Raw genomic sequence first — 18,916 nt, 5'->3', positions numbered from 1 at the left:
GTAGCGACATCTGAATGTTCATCTCCGAGCAGTTGACGCCTGAGTGCCAAAGCTTGGATGTAAAGGGGTTCGGCTTCGCTGTATCTGCCTTGGGAACAGTAGAGATACGCTAGGTTGTGGAGGTTAGTAGCGACATCTGAATGTTCATCTCCGAGCAGTTGACGCCTGAGTGCCAAAGCTTGGATGTAAAGGGGTTCGGCTTCGCTGTATCTGCCTTGGGAGTAGTAGAGTAACGCTAGGCTATTGAGGCTAGAGGCGACATCTGGATGTTCATCTCCGAGCAGTTGACGCCTGAGTGCCAAAGCTTGGATGTAAAGGGGTTCGGCTTCGTTGTATCTGCCTTGGGAGTTGTAGAGTCCTGCTAGGTTGTTGAGGCTAGTGGCGACATCTGGATGTTCATCTCCGAGCAGTTGACGCCTGAGTGCCAATGCTTGGATTAAAAGGGGTTCGGCTTCGCTGTATCTGCCTTGGGAGTTGTAGAGGTACGCTAGGTTATTGAGGCTAGTGGCGACATCTTCCTCTAACCCTAATTCTTTTTGCAATTCCAGCGCTTTATAAATATACTTAATTGCTAAATCTAATTCTTGTTGATAGTCCTGGGCTTCACCTCTATCTAATCTTTGTTTGTAAATATTTGCCAATGTAATATACAAACTTGCTAATTTCGTGTCTTTAATTTCGCTTTGCTGTTCTATTTGCTGAATTAATCTTTGTAAATCTTCAATGGGTAAAAAATAGTCATTATCACTATTAAAGTTTTCTAATTCCGTACTTGTTAATGCAAAACGTATTGCCTCAACTTCTCTCGCAGAAATTACATTTTTAGCATGGGAAACAAACCGAAATACTCCATTACGCCAACTCCAAAAATCCGGCGCTTTTTTGATTAAATTAATCATCAATTGATGGGTCACCCACAGGACAATCGCAAAGGGGAATTTTCCCAAACCTTCCCTTGTCCACTGCAAATAACCAAAGAACTTTTCTTGTGCTGATTGTTCTTCCCCCAGTCTAAGAAAAAGCAACTTTTCTGCACCCGTGACAGTTATCACTGCTGGTTGATACTGTTGTAGACATTCTTCATTTTCTAAGAGTTGTTGAATAGCGGCTTTTAAATTAGGTTCTTGTTCGTCTAATGTAACACTATAAATACAAAAATGAGGTTTTAATTCTGTTTCATAGCGGCCAATTATTTTATTCCGAAAATCAGCATTATCGCAAACACAAATGAGTAAATTAAATTTATCTTCTCCCGCTTCAATGGAGACAATTAAATCATCAAAAGCATCTTGATTTTTTTGATCAGGGTTAAGATTTTTATTCTGATTATTCGCTGTCATCAATTAACCCCTCCTCACGCAATAATTCGACAACAATAGGATGAACATCATACCAATTTTGACGGTTGCGATATTCAAGCACATAAAGCCCATGTAATAAATCGAGAAATTCTTGCTGTTTCGGGTCTTCTGGCTTCAAATTTTGATAAGTTGTTTGTAAAATTCGATAATCTACACTACCTAAAGGCATAGCAAAGTCATTGCGGATGTTATTAATTGCTTGGTCTAAAATTTCATCATTAATTATTACTTTATCTCCTGGCTTCCGGCGAATTAACCGCAGACAAATTCGACAACATTCATTAGAAATGCGAATTAATTCTCGCAATACACCACCACTATTTAAAACTATTTTTTCTGCTGTTGATGATTCGAGTAAATTATTTGAGATTCGTTTAGTCAATATTTCACAAAGAATATTCAAAGTTTTTGGAAATGGTGTAGCATTTGCTAAATGACCCTCCCCTTTTTTAAATAACTTTAAAACAGGCATTGCCACAACTTGGTCATTAGTTTCATTTTCAATAGTTGGTTTGAGTGCTGTTTCCCGCAAAGCCGCAATGGGGATAGTATAAATAATCCTAAATCCGGGTAAACAAAGAGCTTTGATATTATCTTTAAACAGATTATTGACTACTACTAAATCAAGTTTATCTAAATCATCAATAATTACTAATATTTGTTTTTTTGTAACCACTTGAATTGCTGAGGCGATAATATTTAATTGAGCGACTAACTCAGAAATCTTGCGCTCAAATTCTTGTTTAAGTTCATAACGAATTTTCGAGTCGACTTTTAATTTGACACTAAATAATTTCAATATATTAAAATCTTTAGAAGCTTCTCTTTCAATATTGGTTTCTTCCGTGCGAACGCGGGTAGCAAACCATTTATCAATCGCATTTTTAGTAGAAGCAGGAATATCAATTTGACGCGCTTCTGCTTCCAACATTAAATTAACAGCAATAGAAAACAGAACATTAATATGATTTACGTCAGACATTTCTATAGTGTCAGCAATAGAAAATAAAACAACAAAATATTTATCTTCTATTCTCCGGCTAAATTCTGCCAACAAAGTAGACTTACCACATCCCCGATGTCCCGTGAAAACAACCTTACCATCTAAATTGGGACTATCTTCAATCAAGTGTATCAATTCATCAATAGTATCTTCACCATACTCTACCCGAAACCGTCGTAAATCATTCTCTTCAATTAAGGGTAACAGTTCCAAATTACGATAAGCTTGTTGAAACGACTTGAGTAAATCTTCAGTCATAGAATAGGGTAAATATAATTAACCTGCACCACAGTTAATTATCACCCATTTCCCCACAGATGGAAATCCAAACTGATCGTTCCTGGGCAGAGGGATGATTTTATCCAAACCCCTACAACCCATCAAAATTGCAACTTAATTTGGTCACAATATTTACACCATTACAACCCTTTTTCAATGTGACGCACTTTCACGCTTAGGCGCAGTCTTTCTCGATCTACGGAACTAGCTGCAAGTATCAGAGTTGCTTTGACTGTAGGACTATTGCTCATAATAGAGTAAAAAAAGTTATCATCACAACTCAGTACTCAGTTAAGGGACAATCCTTTTGTATAAAAGCAACAAGGGAGCGATCTGCTACAAGGGCTACTGAATGGTGAACCAATAGCGGTGCAATCCTTTTTTATAAAAGCAACAAGGGAGCGATCGCAGAAATTGACCGCACTTGGGAAGAGATTATAGCAGAGGCAAGGGCTGAACTTGCTGAAAGACTGATGAAATCAGCATTTTTATCACCTGAAAAATCTCAAAGGCATGATTAGGACTTACGCATTGAAAACCTGAAACCTCGATCCCCCCTAACCCCCCTTAAAAAGGGGGGATCTGAAAAGCCCCTTTTTTAAGGGGGTTGGGGGATCTCTTCTGCGTAAGTCCTAATGATGTCAAAAAATTGAATGTTAATTGAGAAGGTTTAATTTGTGATTAACCTCACCCAATGGCATGAATCTATTGAATGAAGAATAAAGACTCCAAGTGGTGGTAATCTAAGGTTGTTGAGCTAAATTAAATAAAAACTTCAGTTTTTGGCAGTTTTCTTTTTTGGACAATAGTAATATAAGTTGTGAAGAAAGTCTTTGAGAATTAAGACTTGATTATAATTTAAGTAAGTTATAGAGAACTTAGTTAGTTTTTTAACAGGAGAAGTAGGGTGCTTAACAACCTTCATCAGTTATTATCTCCCCGTCAGTGGGGAATTTCCCTAGCGGGCTTAGGCTTACTTCTCGGTTTGGGCTTTATGGCCAAACAGACTCAAGTCGGATCAGTTACAAACTCTTCATTCTCATCGGCTCAAATTCATCAAACCTCCGAAACCTCTATTTTGTCGCAGCTAAGAAGAGTTCGGGAGCAGAGAAGTCAACTTGCTCGGGTTTTTGAAGATAGAGGGCTTCTTGTCCATAACAGCGGAAAAACAGTACCTACAACCACAGCGCTGGTTCCAGGTTCTCAAGGAGCTACAAAAGGCGCAGGAGTTTTACCAAAAGCGAATTTTCCGGAAAAAGATGGGGTTTATCTCTATGGTCAATCTCCAAAACCAAACCAGCTTGGTCAAGGTTACATCATATTTCAAAAGCAGCAGGCTAAGGTAACGGGTGCATTGTATATGCCCGAATCAGAGTTTAATTGTTTTCAGGGTACACTCAACCCATCAGGTGAGTTGGCGATGACGGTTAATGGTTCATCAAATGAAGCCAGCTCTAATCAGTCGAATCAGGTAGCTACAAACAGTAGACTCCCTAAGGTCGGTGAAGATGAGTCAAGCAGTTATGCTTACTCGGTGGCTCTGCAAGACTTTCATCGGTTAAATTCCATCACTGCTAGTGATCGCCGCACGTTGCAAATGTGCAAATAATCTTCAAGTTAATACTCAATTCCTGGTTGCGCCTTAACGCCTTGATCGCGAAAAGGGTGCTTAACTAGGGTCATTTCGGTTACTAAGTCAGCACGCTCAATTAAAGCAGGAGGTGCGCCTCTACCTGTGAGAATAACGTGTTTGTTAGCTGGTTTTTGCGCCAAACCCGCTAAAACATCCTCTACTTCTAAGTAAGACATTTTCAGGGCGATATTAATTTCATCTAACAACACCAGATGAAAGTCTGGGTTGCGGATGTATTCTAATGATTTTTCCCACGCGGCGCTAGCTTTGTCGAGATCGCGATCGCGGTCTTGAGTTTCCCAGGTAAAGCCTTCGCCCATTGCATGAAATTCTATCTGGTCTTCCCAATAGCTGAAAACCCTTTTTTCTGAAGGTTCCCAGCTACCTTTGATGAATTGGACGATCGCTACTTTATACCCGTGACCGAGCGATCGTAACACCATCCCCAAAGCCGCAGTGGTTTTACCCTTACCGTTACCAGTATTTACAATAATTAAGCCTTTTTCTGTCACAGCTTCTGCTATGCGCTTGTCTTGCACTTCTTTGCGTCGCTGCATCTTTTTGCGGTACTGTTCATCAGTTACAGATGAAGACATTACCTGATCAATCAAGCGCCCAATCTCTTGGTCTGAGTTCAATTCTTGTGGTGTGTCGTTTGTCATCAACCTTGTCTATAAATAACTATTAAAAGTGTTGAGAATGAACCAAAATTGTCTTACTTATCCAATTTTACTTGAATTAATTGATTGGAAATGCCCAGGAAGTTTTCATGTGAAATATTAATAGTGTCTTAGCTTGATTAACATGTGATTAACATGATTTACACTCAAGTATGGAAATTCATATAATATCCAAAATAAACTTATAATTTGAGTTTACTATTACTGTTTTAAATAATTTAATATGTTCATTAAAGCACTTTCCCAGTAACTTTCGTCATTCTCTGGTTTGGTACAGTCATGAGTTAGACTACCAACTGAGGGCAATGCTTGTGGCGGGCGAGTACGCGATCGCATTCTTGGAAATACCTCACCTGTAGTATTTGGCTTAACTCTCAAGGGTGTGATATTTGATGTCGGGAGTTGTGCGTTTATGGATGCTGTTGTTTCCATTTTTCCCATAAAGGCTGCACATCCTCTGGTTGCCTATCATAGTTGAGTAATTGGTCTGAAATTATCACCCATGACTGGGCACTGCATGTCCAAATGTTACCCACTGGGCGTAACCAACTTGTATCATCTAACGTTCCGGCTTTGACATTGATAGTATTTGGGTTGTTAGTCCGTTCATGGAACAATCGTGTTCCGCAGTCGCCACAGAACAGGTTATTTACTTCACGTCCGCCATCAGTTTTCCGAGTCCAAGCTTTCGGTTTTCCCTGAACAATCACAGCAGCATCTCGTGGTACGGTGAGAGACATTCCAAAGGCACTAGAGGATTGTTTCTGACACTCCTTGCAGTGGCATAAATAAAGGGTTAACGGTTCGGCATGAATTTCATAACGAATTTGTCCACATTGACAACCTCCAGTATATGGAATCACAGGTTTTATCTCCTGACAATTTGTGTTGCTTTATCATACTAACTAGAAATGGGGGAGATGAGGAAGCAGGGAAATATCCAGAGATTTTCATTGTCCACGTCTCTGTAAATCTCCCTCATTCTTCATCTTCATCCGATTCATCATCTTCACTCCAATACTGTTGAGGTGCATTTCCGTGAACGTCTAAAATTTTAGCTTTTTTGATTTTGTTATCAGGTGGATTAATTGCTTCTAACTGCACATCAAATTTCCATTTGTCACCAAAATCATAAAGATAGGTCATATTAGCACCTGGTTCTAGAGACAAGTCACCAATCTGCACTTGGTCTGCAAATGGGGGTGTTTCCATGTAAGGATGACCGATTTTGATTATCCGACCAAAACGGTCTTTATAACTAAACTCATATAAATGATCGTAGTCAAAATCAAAAGCATCGAGAATTGTCTCTGCTAACCAGCTTAATGGTTTTTTCGCTGGTATGGCAATGCGTCTCCAAGCTTTATAAATAGACACTTTAAAAATATAAATCCCATCAGTGAAGCCTTGTTTGGGAACAAATAAATTATGCTCCCATTCCGCAAATAATGGTTGAAAATGTGACTGCAATTTTCCAAAACTCACATTGATGTCATCCTGTAATTCTCCTCTGATCCCCAGCGGAAATAGAAATTGCAACAGAGCATCACCAAAGGGCAAGCGTTGTAAACTAGTAATCCGCCACCCCTTGCCTTCTTGTGGTTTTCCTTGCTTGACAGATAACAATCCAAATAACTCTAACAGGGCAATGTTATGCAGACCAGGGTAATAACTAATATCGTGTTGGTCAGCATATTTAGGGAATTTTAAACCTTTATCTGGGACGCGGGGCCAAAGTTGAATGCATCTAAATAAATTCCCGAATGAGTCTTGATGCTCACCCAAAATTTCGTTATTTCCCCAAATAAACCAGGCTTCTAATAAGTTGAAATAGCGTTCTGTTGGGTTGAGATTTGACCATGATTCTAAGGTGGCTGCGTCTAATACTAAAATTTGCTTCTTACCTTGGGATCTAATTTGGGCTATCCCAGAACTGCGTAATAACAGATACAGTCCATTAATGTAGGGGTATGATTTCTGTACGGGGCGTTTGAGTTTAATTTCAATTGGGCGACTTAACCGAGAATTAAGTTCTGATAGTACTTTCAGCGGTAGAAGGTTATTAACACTACTAACTTCCACTCCATTTGGCTGCAAGAAATCTATTAAGGTTTGAAAGTCACGCCCAATCGTACCGGGTTGATTTTGATCAATACTGAGTTCTTGTAGAAGTTGTTGTTGTGACTCTGTTAGGGAAGGCAGCTCAGGATTGAGTGTGCGTTCTAGTCGCGCAAATAAATCTTCCATAAATAAAAATTCTAAATTCTAAATTCACAATTTCACCTTCTGTAAAACCTTGTTCTCTTTATACTATGACTTCAGCAGTTACCCGAAAAAATATCAACCTGCAAGTGTCATCACAGGACTATCAACACCGTAAGTTTAATGAAATGTGAATGATAATATTTTCACCTTCTACTTGACAATCCCAGGAATTTGATATGAATAGTAACACTCGTCTACAGATGATTTTAGCTGATACACGTATTGATACAGTATTAAGAGCGATCGTTCAACTAAATCTACCTAACTGGTGGTTAGCCGGAGGTGCAGTCCGCAACACAGTTTGGCATTCAATTTTTGGCGAGAATTGTGGGTTAGGTATTAAAGATTTTGATATTGCATTCTTTGATATAGAGGGGAACCGTTCCCAAGAACTAACAGCAAAGGCAACTCTCACAGAACAATTTCCTCATGACGAGTTTGATGTAAAAAATCAAGCCAGTTTTGCTCGTTGGCGTCTTGGTAGCAGACCCTACACTAGTACAGAGGATGGCATCACAGATTGGCTGCACACCGCTACTGCTGTGGGAGTTCGACTAGATACACAAGGGCAATGGCAATTTTTCACACCGTACGGGTTAGATGATTTATTTGGTGGTATTATTCGACCTACGCCAGCACATATTCATAACTTAGATGCCCACAATAAAGCATCGGAATTTTTACAAAAGTGTCCTTATCTGCGGTTGGTGTAAAAGTTACAGGAGGAACGCAAAGTTAAGCGCAGAGGGACGCAAAGTTTGAGTACTAGATTCTCTGTTCAATACATTATCAACTAATAAAATTCTCTACTAAGCGTTAACAATCCTTTGAAGTTACCCTTTATTCTGTTTGATGCGTGAGTAAAGAAGTTCGCGATCGCTCTGAGGATTTACAATTAAGCATGGACTATTACCGCCACTTCCATTACTTACAAGAACGACAGTAATGCCCATCCGTGGACAAACCCCTAAACAACTGGTGCTAACAACCCGAAATTCACCCCATAATCCCTCAAACTTTAAACGAGATTTCAACCAATTCTCTAAGTCTTCAGAAGCCGTTGAGCTTCTACTAGTTGGATGAAAACTATTTGAGTACTCGTTTGCACATTGTGAACACACAAGCACCAAACCAGACTTCCATCGGGGAGAAACACTCGGAATAGAAGTGTCTAACGGGCGAGAATTTATTAAGGGCGATGCTTGCTGAGAATTGGATGAAAACTTCTTGAGGATACGTTGGAGGAATATCTTAATACACTGGATCAGTTTGTTCATGGACGACCCTATTTCTCTGAACAACGTGAACTGAATCGAAAAGACCTCTCCCTGGTTTGACTACGCAAAACCGTCCCTCTCCGAGTCGCAGAGGGAGAGACTTGAAATAAAGTTCAAGACACAGAGAGGTTCGTCGAACTCACATTGAACAGGATAGGGTAAATTTCCCGTTTAGTCTGTTCTGGTAGATCATCTAGTTCCAACAAGAATCAGCGCTTCTGAGCTTTTTGCTGCAAGTATGCAATTAGCTGTTCTCCGGCGGTGTCAATGTGTCGTTTTAGTAACCTGACAGCAGCTTTTGTATCCCGCTGGCGACAAGCATCTAAGAGTTGATAGTGTTCTTTTTGAGAATCTTCCTGATAATCCATCTGCGCCATTTGCACACGGACATAGCGATCGCAATTAACGTGTAAAGTTTTAATCATTGTCAGCAACCGGGGACGTTCAGCAGTGGCATACAGCGTCGCATGAAATTCCCAGTTGAGTTTTGCCAACACACCTGCATCAGTTGCTTGGTCTGTCGCTTCCAGAATCACAGCAGCTTTTTCTATATCTGTTTCCCTGAACTTGGGTATTGCCAACTGCATCGCTTTCACTTCCAAAGCGCTACGAATTTCACAGATTTCTTGCGCCTCTTGTGCTGTCAACACCGATACGATCGCACCACGATTTAGATGCAGTGTCACCAATCCTTCTGCTTCTAGCTGCTTGAGTGCTTCGCGCACGGGAATGCGACTAACGCCAAACCCAGTGGCGATTTCATCCTGTCTCAGGGATTGTCCTTCCTGAAAAATGCCGCGCAGAATCGCTTCCCGCAAAGCATCGGCAATTAAATCTGGGGTACTGCGTTGTTGTTGCAGCACATTCGCTGCCAAGTCATTTAAGTTCATATTTTATATTGTATACAAAATCCTAAAATTGTATACAATATCCAAAGTAAGATTTTTAAATATCCCCTCAATACCACGGGAGACAGTTATGAGCATCGCATCTCAACCAGACCAAGTTATCATCTTCGACACTACGCTCCGGGATGGCGAACAGTCACCGGGCGCAACCCTGAATGTAGAAGAGAAATTAGCGATCGCTCATCAACTGGCTCTCCTTGGTGTCGATGTGATTGAAGCCGGTTTTGCGGTTGCTAGTCCGGGAGATTTTCAAGCTGTCAAAACCATTGCTGAACAAGTTGGAATACCAGGTGGGCCAATCATTTGCAGTTTAGCCAGAGCCATTCGCCAAGATATTCACGCCGCCGCCGAAGCCTTGAAGGGAGCGGCTCGTCCCAGAATCCACACGATGATTTCTACCTCTGATATTCACCTGCAATATCAATTGAAAAAATCTCGCAGCGAAGTATTGGCGATCGCAGCAGAAATGGTTGGTTATGCCAAGTCGTTTGTAGACGATGTAGAATTTTCACCAATGGATGCTAGCCGCACTGAACCAGAGTTTCTTTATGAAGTTTTGTCAAGAGCGATCGCAGCAGGTGCAACTACAATTAATATTCCCGATACCGTTGGCTACTGCACACCCAAGGAAATCGGAACTCTGATTCAAGGAATTCGAGAACATGTTTCCAATATCGATGGGGTGATTCTTTCTATTCACACCCAAAATGATTTGGGTTTGGCGACATCTAACTCTTTGGCAGCAATTGAATATGGCGTGCGTCAGGTGGAGTGTACAATTAATGGCATTGGGGAACGAGCTGGAAATGCCGCATTGGAAGAGATTGTGATGGCGTTGCAGGTTCGCAAACCATTTTTCAACCCTTACTTTGGTCGTCCGGTTGATGCCGATGCACCCTTGACTAATATTAAAACTCAGGAGATTTACAAAACCTCATCCTTGGTTTCGCAATTAACTGGAATGCTAATTCAACCCAATAAAGCGATCGTGGGAGCAAACGCTTTCGCCCATGAGTCTGGTATTCACCAAGATGGAATTATCAAGCACCGCCAGACATACGAAATTATGGAAGCTGCTGCGATCGGTTTGCCAGAAAATCGCATTGTTTTGGGCAAGCACTCTGGACGAAATGCTTTCCGTACCAGGCTCAAGGAATTGGGTTTTGAATTGAATGAAACAGACTTGAATAAAGCCTTCAATCGATTCAAAGAAGTCGCCGATAAGAAAAAAGAAATATCAGATTGGGATTTAGAAGCGATCATTCGAGATGAAACGCAGATTCAAGTAGAAAGTGGCTTCCAAATCGAACACGTCCAGGTAATCTGCGGTGACTGCACTTGCCCAACTGCAACTATTACAATTGTCACTCCTGAGGGCAAAATCCTCACGGATGCGAGTGTAGGCGCTGGCCCAGTGGATGCGGTGTATCAAGCAATCAATCGATTGGTGCAGATTCCCAATCAACTGATTGAGTTTTCCGTCCAATCTGTGACTGGAGGAATTGATGCACTGGGAACCGTTACAGTTCGCTTGAAGCATCAAGAGCGGATATTTTCTGGACAAGCATCTGATACTGATATCGTGGTAGCAGCAGCTTACGCTCATATGAACGCCCTGAATCGCCTTTATCGTTACTTGCAAACGCCAGCAATTCTCAGTCTGATAGATGATTATTAGGCGTTACATAATTGAAGTATGAATTTGAGCGTAGGCGTAGCCCGTCGTAGACATCGCTATACAATAGACATCTCCAGAAAAGAATGTAGAGACGCGAAATTTCGCGTCTCTACAAGGGTTTGAGTGAACGCATAATTAATTTTCACCAGATGTCTAATGTCTAAGGTGTGCATCAACTCATATCCGCAAGAATGGCAAAAAGTATGGTAAAGTTGCATCACATATGTGCTACTTGTGGTCGTCAGTTTATCGATTCTTAGGAATTATTTGACTGCCAATTTTAGATTTTAGATTTTAGATTAAAGAACAAAGAATTTTATTTAGTTCATGCCCCGTCCCTTGTGGGCGGAATAAATCCTCTCATCCAAAATCCTGTCTGACGACACGCTACGCGAACGCATGGACATGCCCAGCATTCATAGTGGAGCGAGTGCTCTACTTGGGGAACACCCCAAGTAGAGCAACTTGCGTGGCGGAACAAATCCTCTCATCCAAAATCCAAAATCCAAAATCCAAAATTATTTGACTCAGACTTTCAAACAGAGTTAGCAATCAGATCAAGTATTAGAAATTTGACGTTGTTGAATGAGGGGAATGCGAATGATAAACTCAGCACCAACTCCTGGTTGCGAAACGCATTCTAAAGAACCGCCATGTCTTTCTGTGATAATTTGGTAACTAATAGCCAGCCCCATCCCTGTACCTTGTCCAACGGGCTTGGTTGTAAAAAAGGGATTAAATAGTTGCTTTTTAACATCTTCTGGTATTCCCAGTCCGTTGTCAGCAATGCGAATTGTGAGTTGATTTGGCGCTGGTAATTGCGTGCGAATATAAATTCGGGGATTATCCATCAGAGCTTGTTTTTTTGTTGCCCACCGACCTCTAACCACTGAATCTTCTAAAGCATCGATCGCATTCACTAAAATATTTAGAAATACTTGGTTTAACTGCCCAGCATAACATTCAATCAAGGGGATGTTGCCGTATTCTTTGATCACCTCAATTTGGTGGCGCTGGTCAGTAGCCTTGAGGCGGCTATTGATCAGCACCATCGTACTATCAATTCCCTCATGTATATCAACCGCTTTCATTTCCGCTTCATCTAAGCGTGAGAAAGTCCGTAGGGAAAGTACAATCCCTCGAATCCGCTCTGCTCCCATCATCATTGATTTGAATAATTTGGGTAAGTCTGACCTCAAGAAGTCTAATTCAATTAAATCTGTAAACTCCTCAATTGCCTTCACTGATTGGGGGTAATGTTTTCGGTAGAGATCTAACAGTAAAATTAATTTTTGAGTGTATTCATCAGCCGGGTAAAGGTTGCCGTAAATAAAGCTAACTGGGTTGTTAATTTCATGTGCAATCCCTGCTACAAGTTGTCCCAAAGCCGACATTTTTTCACTTTGCACCATCTGTGTCTGGGTGCGATGTAATTCTTTTAAGGTCATTTGTAATTGGTCATTTTTTTGGTTTAATGCTTGGGTGCGTTCTTTCACCCTGTCTTCTAGTTCCGCGTACAAACACGCATTCTCTAAGGAGATTGCCGCTTGGGACATTAATAAATGCAAAATTTCTAGGCGATCGCGCGTAAATGCTCCCAGCGTCAGGTTATTTTCTAAGTATAAAATGCCAATCAACTTGCCTTGGTTGAGAATTGGCGCACATAGAATACTCTTGGGTGAGTGGTGCAGCATATAAGGGTCAGCCGCTAGGGTTGCATCAACTACTGCATTCTCAATCACAGCCAAGGTAAGGGTATTTTTGACCCGATTGATCAGAGCAACAGGTACTGTTTGATGATCGTCAAAGGGCAGCGAGAGTGCATCCGCACCGCTACGCGAACGCAAGACAATGGCAGGCTGTTCGAGCTGGGAGAGGGCTTCAATTAACCACCGATCTCCTTTTGGCATGAGCAACGCACATTTATCAGCTCCGGCATTTTTGAGTATCACCTCAAGTAGGGTCGAGAGTAATTTCTCCAACTCAATTTCACTCGATAAAAATTGAGAAGCTTTGAGAATACTCTCCAGATCGAGGGATTCTGAGAGGCTAGTATTACTGAAGGTGTAAGTTTGGCTCGGATGAGAGGAGATCGGAATTATCGTTTCTGTCGGTTTGAAAGATGGTTGCTGTTTTTGCAAAATTGTTACCAGTAGTTGGGGATAACGGGTTTCTAAATCAACCACTTTGGCTAATGCTCCCCATCGGGCATAACAGTAATACGCCTCAGTCATGTAAGCTTGAGCAACTTTTTCTTTGCCCCAATCAAGATAGAATTTGGCAGCAAGTTCGTTCGCAAGGGCTTCTTCGTTGAGGAATTGGTTTTCTTTAGCGAGGGAAATCGCGCGATCGTACTGTTCAATCGCCTCTGCTTTTTTGCCCAAAATCCGATCCTTTTCTGCCTCAACTAAATGCCATTTATGCAGATGATTCATGGGAGCAGTGTCCGCCCACTGATGCAGCGTGCTTTGATCGGCTTCTACTTGGGCGAAAATTTCCGCTTGCTCAGTTTCTGACTGCATGGGGAAGATTGCCAATTGCGTCAGAGCGGCATAGAAATGGAAAATGGGAATAATAACGGTGCCTCCTACGGAAAGCAGATAGGGTTTGCCTTGAGCGATGTAGTCTAGTCCGTTTTTGTAATAACCAAAGACGTAGGCAAGTGATAATTTATATATATAGCCAACAGCGATCGGAGTTAATTCATTGTTCTGCTGGTGCTTAGGACGCATCACCGTTTCATTGTAGGCAGTTCCAATTAAGTAATCTGGTTGGCTTACGGTTTCCCTAAGGTTCCTCACCATCTGCCAGTGCATATCTAAATAGGCTTGAGCAGAATATTGTTTTGCCTGCGCCATCACAGCACTGTAACTGGCTGCTTCAACTGCACAGGTGTCTAATTCTACTCCACAGAAAATTTTAGTACTTATGTAAAGAGATGTGCTGTAGCCAGCGTGGATCAAATCACCACTTTCTATGCCTGCGGTATAGCTAGCTTTCAGGGTTGGTAGTACTGCCAAAAAAGCTTCCTGACGATGCTGAATAAATACCCCAAACAAAAATAGAACTGAGGATTTAAATTCCAGTAGATTGAATCGATCGAGTAATTTCAATGCCACTTCACCAAATCTATAGCCTGTTTTCACTTCTTTGAAAACAGCACACAGCACCACGCTGTGAATGGCATACCCCATAATAGATGCTGGTGCATTGCCAAACTGGAGGGATAAACGTACCATCGTTATGCTTATAAAAGGCATTAAACTCGGATTTCCCTGGTAGATCGTGCTAAACAACACTCCTAAGAGTTGCATTGCTGCCACTGACGTGGGATCGCTCATCAATGGCAAATCAACCAGTTCTCCAAGCTGTCTACCCTGGAGTTGGTGGTTCAGGTCTTGTAAGGCTACACCAATCTTGGCTTCGTCTACTTCCGTAGGGAGTTCTACCCCCAATTCTACTAGAGCATTTCTGCCAACTGCGATCGCCTCTAACATCTGGCTTTGGGCGGTCAAGGCAATAATTTGAATTTCGGAAATTTTTACTTTGTCTAAAATTGTCTGGGCATTCTGCAACACCAGTGCTGCCATCTGTTCCATACCCTCAAAGTCACCATTCAAATAGCTGGCTTCGGTGATTACGACGTAGAGATTTAGGGTCAAATTATACTGACTTTGCCAACAATCCACCTCTAGTAGATCGATTCCAGTTTGTAGATACATTCTGGCGACCGCATAGGCAGTTGAATTTCTGGCTTTACTGCCAGCTTTGAAGTTGAGTTTAGCTAAGGCTTCCCGTTCCTTTGGTTGATTAATTAATGCCTGTCCTCGATTCAAATGTCCGACAATATCGAATAGTTTTTCTTCTCGTTCTATTTCTGAAAAGTTTTGCTGAAGTAACTGTCCAATTTTGAGATGGACTGCTTGCTTTTGGTGATCAGGAATCAAGGAATAAGCTGCTTGTTGAACGCGATCGTGCAAAAATCGATAAGTCGGATTCGCTCCTACATCAGAAACTGACGCACTGTCAGACTGAATAAAGAACTTATATATTTCCGTATTCGGAATAATCAATCCTTCTTGCAACGCTTTCCATAAATCAGCTGCTGCATCTTCTAAGGATTTTTCTGAGACAATCGCTAAAGCCACCAGATCAAACTGTGTTCCAATACAAGCTGCCAGTTTGAGCATATTCTGAGTCTCGGTCGGCAATTTCTGCAATTGCAGTGCCATAAACTCCACTACATCATCAGTAATTGCTAAGGCTTTGACTTGAGCAATATCACACTGCCAATATCGATTCTCCCAATCAAAACTAATTAGCTTGTCATCATGTAATGCCTTGAGAAACTGCATCGCAAAAAACGGATTACCTTGGGATTTTTGATTAACAAATTTGGTCAATGCTTTGGCAATAAATGACTCGCAATTGAGCGTATCTGCCACTAAATGATTTATATCTGGTTCGCTTAACGATGACAAAGTAATCGTATTCACTATTACCCCAGTTTTGACGATTTTATCCACTGTTAAGATAAATGGATGGACGGGTGAAACTTCATTATCTCGATAAGCACCTAATACTAATAAATATCCTGTCTCTTGCATCAATAATTGTACCAAATTCAGCGATGCAGAATCTGCCCATTGCAAGTCATCTAAAAACATTACTAAAGGATGTTCAGCACTAGTAAAAACTTGCACGAACTTTGGAAAGAGCATATTAAAGCGATTTTGGGCAGCACTTGCTGATAGTTCTGCTGCTGGTAATGGTTTACCGATAATATTTTCTAATTCAGGAATCACGTCAATCAAGACTTGCCCATTGTCGGCAACGGTTTCCAGAATATTGCTTTTCCAGGCTTGCAGTTGTGCATCTGATTCTGAGAGTAATTGCCTGATCAAATCGCGGAACGCTTGGACAAAGGCGCTGAAGGGAATGTTGCGCTGGAATTGGTCATATTTCCCTTTAATAAAATAACCACGTTGGCGCACAATTGGTTTATGAACTTCGTTGACAATTGCTGTTTTACCAATTCCAGAAAAACCCGCTACCAACATCATTTCAGTTGCACCAAGACTAACTCGCTCAAATGCTTGCAGGAGGATTTCTACCTCGGTTTCTCGACCGTAGAGTTTTTCTCTGATGATAAAGCGATCGCACACATCCCGTTGGGCAATTGGGAAACTCTTAATTTCACCATAAACTTGTAGCTGATGTAAACAAGTTTCTAAATCAAACTTTAGTCCCAAGGCACTTTGATAGCGGTTCTCGCTATTTTTAGCCATCAATCTCTTGACAATCTCTGAAAGGAAAAACGGGATTTGTGGATTAATTTCAGATACTAAAGGTGGAAGTTTCGCAATATGACAATGCACCAATTCCATCGGATCATTAGATTGAAAGGGTAAAACTCCAGTGAGTAACTCATAAAAAGTGACCCCGACTGAATAAAAGTCAGTGCGGTAGTCAATCCCCCGATTCATTCTTCCTGTTTGTTCTGGCGAAATATAAGCTAGTGTCCCTTCTAATATATTGGGATTGATGAGTATTTGAGTTTCCCGTGGTAGTAGAGATGCAATACTAAAATCAATTAATTTAACTTCTTTTGTTTCGGGATTAATTAAAATATTGTTGGGTTTAATATCTTTATGAATAATCCGCTCTCGATAGAGAATATCTAAGGTGTTGCAGAGTGCGATCGCTATCTGCAAAAATTCCTGTAGAAACGCGATAGCTCGCGTCTCTACAGAGATGAAATAATCTTTTAAAGAAATCCCTCCAAAATCTTCCATCACCAGCGCATAGCCATTTTGGCAGGGTTCTAGGCTGTAAGTGGCGATGATTAGGGGTGAGTTGAGATTTTTGGCGATGGTGTACTGATTGCGAAACTGTACCAATTCGCCAAAACGCGGATATGGATTTTTCAGCAGTTTAATCACCACAGGTTTGTGGTCAGTCTCTCGATAACCACGATAAACCAGGGTTCTAGAACCATTGTAGAGTTGTTCACTTACTTGATATCCGGGAATATTGGCTAGAGTGCTTACCATACTGCGCTCATCCTGAAGACTTTCAGATTTAGTGTTCCCAGATATAGCCCTCCCTAATCATTCGTCAGAGACAAGATGCCCGAAAGCTTTTATGAAGTCGAGTATCTGTAACTTCAATTCTCACAAATCAAATAGAATGAGTAATAACTTATACTTAAATTTCAATAAGGAATTCTCTCCCCTGACTGAGAATAGAGTTAGCACTCAATTTTCCTGCGTGATTTTTTTCAACAATTTGACGAGCGATCGCTCGCTTATCAGGAAAGTAGCGATCGCTTTTGCGTTGCTGAATACAGCTATGAATCGTTGATGTAGAGACGTTACATTTTACGTCTCTACAAGGGTTATGGTTGCTCAAACACGCCCATTGGCCCAAGCCGAATAGTGAGTATTTCCACATCGGTAATGGCTATGTGGGGCCCTTATTGGGTGTGGGCTGGCGTGAAAACTATTCTCTAGTCCCCATTGCCCCTTATCTCCAAAGAGCGCCACGAGTTCCCCAATCCCCAGTCAAAATGCCTAATCAAATTTGGTTATCACAGTTGCAAAAACACCGAGCGATCGCAGTTATCCGCGCCCCTAAAATCGAATTGGGACAGCAAATGGCAATGGCTGTAGCATCTGGGGGAATGCAGTTAATTGAGATTACCTGGAATAGTGATCGCGCCGGGGAATTAATCACTCAACTACGCTCAGAATTACCAACTTGTACCATTGGGACTGGTACGCTATTCAATGTGCAACAGCTACAAGAAGCGATCGCATCTGGGGTGCAATTCCTCTTTACACCTCACTTTGACGCCGCAATGATTCAAGCAGCACAAGAAAAAGATGTGCCCATCATCCCAGGAGCGCTGACTCCTACAGAAATTGTTACCGCCTGGAGTCAGGGCGCTAGTTGTGTAAAAGTGTTTCCCGTGCAAGCAGTGGGAGGGGCTAATTATATCAAAAGTTTGCAAGGGCCGCTGGGTCAGATTCCCTTAATTCCTACTGGCGGCGTCACTCTAGAAAATGCTAAAGAATTTTTACAAGCGGGAGCGATCGCTGTCGGTTTGAGCGGTGAATTATTTCCCAAAAAGCTTGTCACAGAGGGAAATTGGCAGGCGATCGCATCTGGGGCAAGAAAGCTGATGCGACAGTTAGCTTAACTTAAGAATCAAATCATCAAAAATTCACGTCTATTAAAGTAATAGATAGGGAAATAAAGGTGAAAACTGATAAGTTTCCCAAGACCCCGTGATTTCAGTGTGAGTGTATCTAAAATGAAAAGACTGATTTCTCCTGACTGGGTGCGTCGCTTACAAATACTCCTCACTAGTACAGCACTGTCCTTAAGTGTTTTTACTACTACTGGAACGAGTGAAGTGTGGGCGAATTCCAAAGATCAAGTTATTGCACAAACAATCCAGACATTACAACAATCGGAGCAGCGCTGGATTCAAATTAATCTTTCAAAGCAACGATTAATAGCTTGGCAAGGTGACAAAGTTGTTTATGGAAGTGCTATTTCCTCTGGCAAAAAATCCACTCCTACTCTTGTTGGTACTTTTAAGATTCAATCCAAGTTTAAAACTACGCGGATGCAGGGAGAAAACTACAATGTTCCCAACGTTCCGTATGCGATGTTTTACCAAGGTAATTACGCTATTCACGGAGCTTACTGGCATAAGAGATTTGGCACTCCCGTGACCCACGGCTGTGTGAATATCGCACCTAAACATGCAAAATGGCTATTTGAATGGGCATCAGTAGGGACACCAATAGTCATCCAGAAATAGT

16 protein-coding genes are annotated in these 18,916 nt (G+C 41.5%); 6 read left to right on the top strand and 10 right to left on the bottom strand.

The window, feature by feature from the left end; genetic code table 11:
* Both V7K85_RS07915 and V7K85_RS07910 read right to left on the bottom strand, forming a co-directional pair.
* On the bottom strand, nucleotides 1–1,340 hold a 1,340-nt coding region (locus tag V7K85_RS07915), incomplete at its 3' end, for a tetratricopeptide repeat protein (RefSeq protein WP_334812469.1).
* Nucleotides 1,327–2,622 (bottom strand): ATP-binding protein, encoded by a 1,296-nt coding sequence (locus tag V7K85_RS07910; protein ID WP_334812467.1) that lies wholly within the window; start codon nucleotides 2,620–2,622, stop codon nucleotides 1,327–1,329. The genes V7K85_RS07910 and V7K85_RS07915, both read right to left, overlap by 14 nt.
* Nucleotides 2,623–3,017: 395 nt before the next feature.
* Between V7K85_RS07910 and V7K85_RS07905 the strand changes: the two genes are divergently transcribed.
* Nucleotides 3,018–3,164: a DUF5132 domain-containing protein gene (locus V7K85_RS07905; RefSeq protein WP_334812481.1), complete on the top strand. Its 147-nt coding sequence runs from the start codon at nucleotides 3,018–3,020 to the stop codon at nucleotides 3,162–3,164.
* 386 nt (nucleotides 3,165–3,550) lie between these two features.
* Nucleotides 3,551–4,252 (top strand): hypothetical protein, encoded by a 702-nt coding sequence (locus V7K85_RS07900; protein WP_334812465.1) that lies wholly within the window; start codon nucleotides 3,551–3,553, stop codon nucleotides 4,250–4,252.
* A gap of 8 nt (nucleotides 4,253–4,260) precedes the next feature.
* On the opposite strand, the gene cobO is transcribed toward V7K85_RS07900, so the two are convergent.
* The 4 genes from cobO to V7K85_RS07880 all read right to left on the bottom strand — a co-directional run bounded on the left by cobO (nucleotide 4,261) and on the right by V7K85_RS07880 (nucleotide 7,203).
* Nucleotides 4,261–4,938, bottom strand: coding sequence for a cob(I)yrinic acid a,c-diamide adenosyltransferase (gene cobO / locus V7K85_RS07895; protein ID WP_334812463.1), 678 nt, complete (start codon nucleotides 4,936–4,938; stop codon nucleotides 4,261–4,263).
* Between the two features lie 219 nt (nucleotides 4,939–5,157).
* On the bottom strand, nucleotides 5,158–5,388 hold the full coding sequence (locus V7K85_RS07890) for a hypothetical protein (protein WP_334812462.1): 231 nt from the start codon (nucleotides 5,386–5,388) through the stop codon (nucleotides 5,158–5,160).
* Nucleotides 5,367–5,819: a GFA family protein gene (locus tag V7K85_RS07885; RefSeq protein WP_334812460.1), complete on the bottom strand. Its 453-nt coding sequence runs from the start codon at nucleotides 5,817–5,819 to the stop codon at nucleotides 5,367–5,369. The genes V7K85_RS07890 and V7K85_RS07885 overlap by 22 nt, the downstream gene beginning before the upstream one ends.
* 115 nt (nucleotides 5,820–5,934) lie before the next feature.
* The gene (locus tag V7K85_RS07880; RefSeq protein WP_334812458.1) at nucleotides 5,935–7,203 is read right to left on the bottom strand and encodes a plasmid pRiA4b ORF-3 family protein; all 1,269 of its coding nucleotides are present in this window, start codon (nucleotides 7,201–7,203) and stop codon (nucleotides 5,935–5,937) included.
* Between the two features lie 194 nt (nucleotides 7,204–7,397).
* Here V7K85_RS07880 and V7K85_RS07875 point away from each other — a divergent pair, with 194 nt between their 5' ends.
* Nucleotides 7,398–7,934: a nucleotidyltransferase family protein gene (locus tag V7K85_RS07875; protein ID WP_334812457.1), complete on the top strand. Its 537-nt coding sequence runs from the start codon at nucleotides 7,398–7,400 to the stop codon at nucleotides 7,932–7,934.
* A gap of 120 nt (nucleotides 7,935–8,054) precedes the next feature.
* On the opposite strand, the gene V7K85_RS07870 is transcribed toward V7K85_RS07875, so the two are convergent.
* Both V7K85_RS07870 and V7K85_RS07865 read right to left on the bottom strand, forming a co-directional pair.
* Nucleotides 8,055–8,498: a (2Fe-2S) ferredoxin domain-containing protein gene (locus V7K85_RS07870; protein ID WP_334812455.1), complete on the bottom strand. Its 444-nt coding sequence runs from the start codon at nucleotides 8,496–8,498 to the stop codon at nucleotides 8,055–8,057.
* A 209-nt stretch (nucleotides 8,499–8,707) separates the two neighbouring features.
* Nucleotides 8,708–9,388, bottom strand: coding sequence for a GntR family transcriptional regulator (locus V7K85_RS07865; RefSeq protein WP_334812453.1), 681 nt, complete (start codon nucleotides 9,386–9,388; stop codon nucleotides 8,708–8,710).
* Nucleotides 9,389–9,476: 88 nt separating this feature from the next.
* Between V7K85_RS07865 and V7K85_RS07860 the strand changes: the two genes are divergently transcribed.
* Complete coding sequence (locus tag V7K85_RS07860) at nucleotides 9,477–11,084, top strand: 2-isopropylmalate synthase (protein WP_442940554.1); 1,608 nt, start codon at nucleotides 9,477–9,479, stop codon at nucleotides 11,082–11,084.
* Between the two features lie 557 nt (nucleotides 11,085–11,641).
* Here V7K85_RS07860 and V7K85_RS07855 read toward each other — a convergent pair.
* Both V7K85_RS07855 and V7K85_RS07850 read right to left on the bottom strand, forming a co-directional pair.
* Entirely contained in the window at nucleotides 11,642–17,137 is a 5,496-nt protein-coding gene (locus V7K85_RS07855; RefSeq protein WP_334812451.1) for a trifunctional serine/threonine-protein kinase/ATP-binding protein/sensor histidine kinase, read from the bottom strand.
* 154 nt (nucleotides 17,138–17,291) lie between these two features.
* Complete coding sequence (locus V7K85_RS07850; protein WP_334812449.1) at nucleotides 17,292–17,495, bottom strand: hypothetical protein; 204 nt, start codon at nucleotides 17,493–17,495, stop codon at nucleotides 17,292–17,294.
* Between the two features lie 157 nt (nucleotides 17,496–17,652).
* On the opposite strand from V7K85_RS07850, the gene V7K85_RS07845 reads away from it, so the two are divergent.
* Together V7K85_RS07845 and V7K85_RS07840 are read left to right on the top strand one after the other, a co-directional pair.
* Entirely contained in the window at nucleotides 17,653–18,285 is a 633-nt protein-coding gene (locus tag V7K85_RS07845; RefSeq protein WP_334812477.1) for a bifunctional 4-hydroxy-2-oxoglutarate aldolase/2-dehydro-3-deoxy-phosphogluconate aldolase, read from the top strand.
* A gap of 114 nt (nucleotides 18,286–18,399) precedes the next feature.
* A complete protein-coding gene (locus tag V7K85_RS07840; protein ID WP_334812447.1) occupies nucleotides 18,400–18,915 on the top strand; it encodes a L,D-transpeptidase in 516 nt (171 codons plus the stop codon).
* The last annotated feature ends 1 nt before the right edge of the window (nucleotide 18,916 follow it).

Origin of the sequence: Nostoc sp. (assembly GCF_036917615.1) — a bacterium.
Taxonomy (GTDB): Bacteria; Cyanobacteriota; Cyanobacteriia; order Cyanobacteriales; family Nostocaceae; genus Nostoc.
The sequence above is the reverse complement of the archived record's forward strand: the minus strand, read 5'-3'. Positions and strand labels throughout refer to the sequence as shown.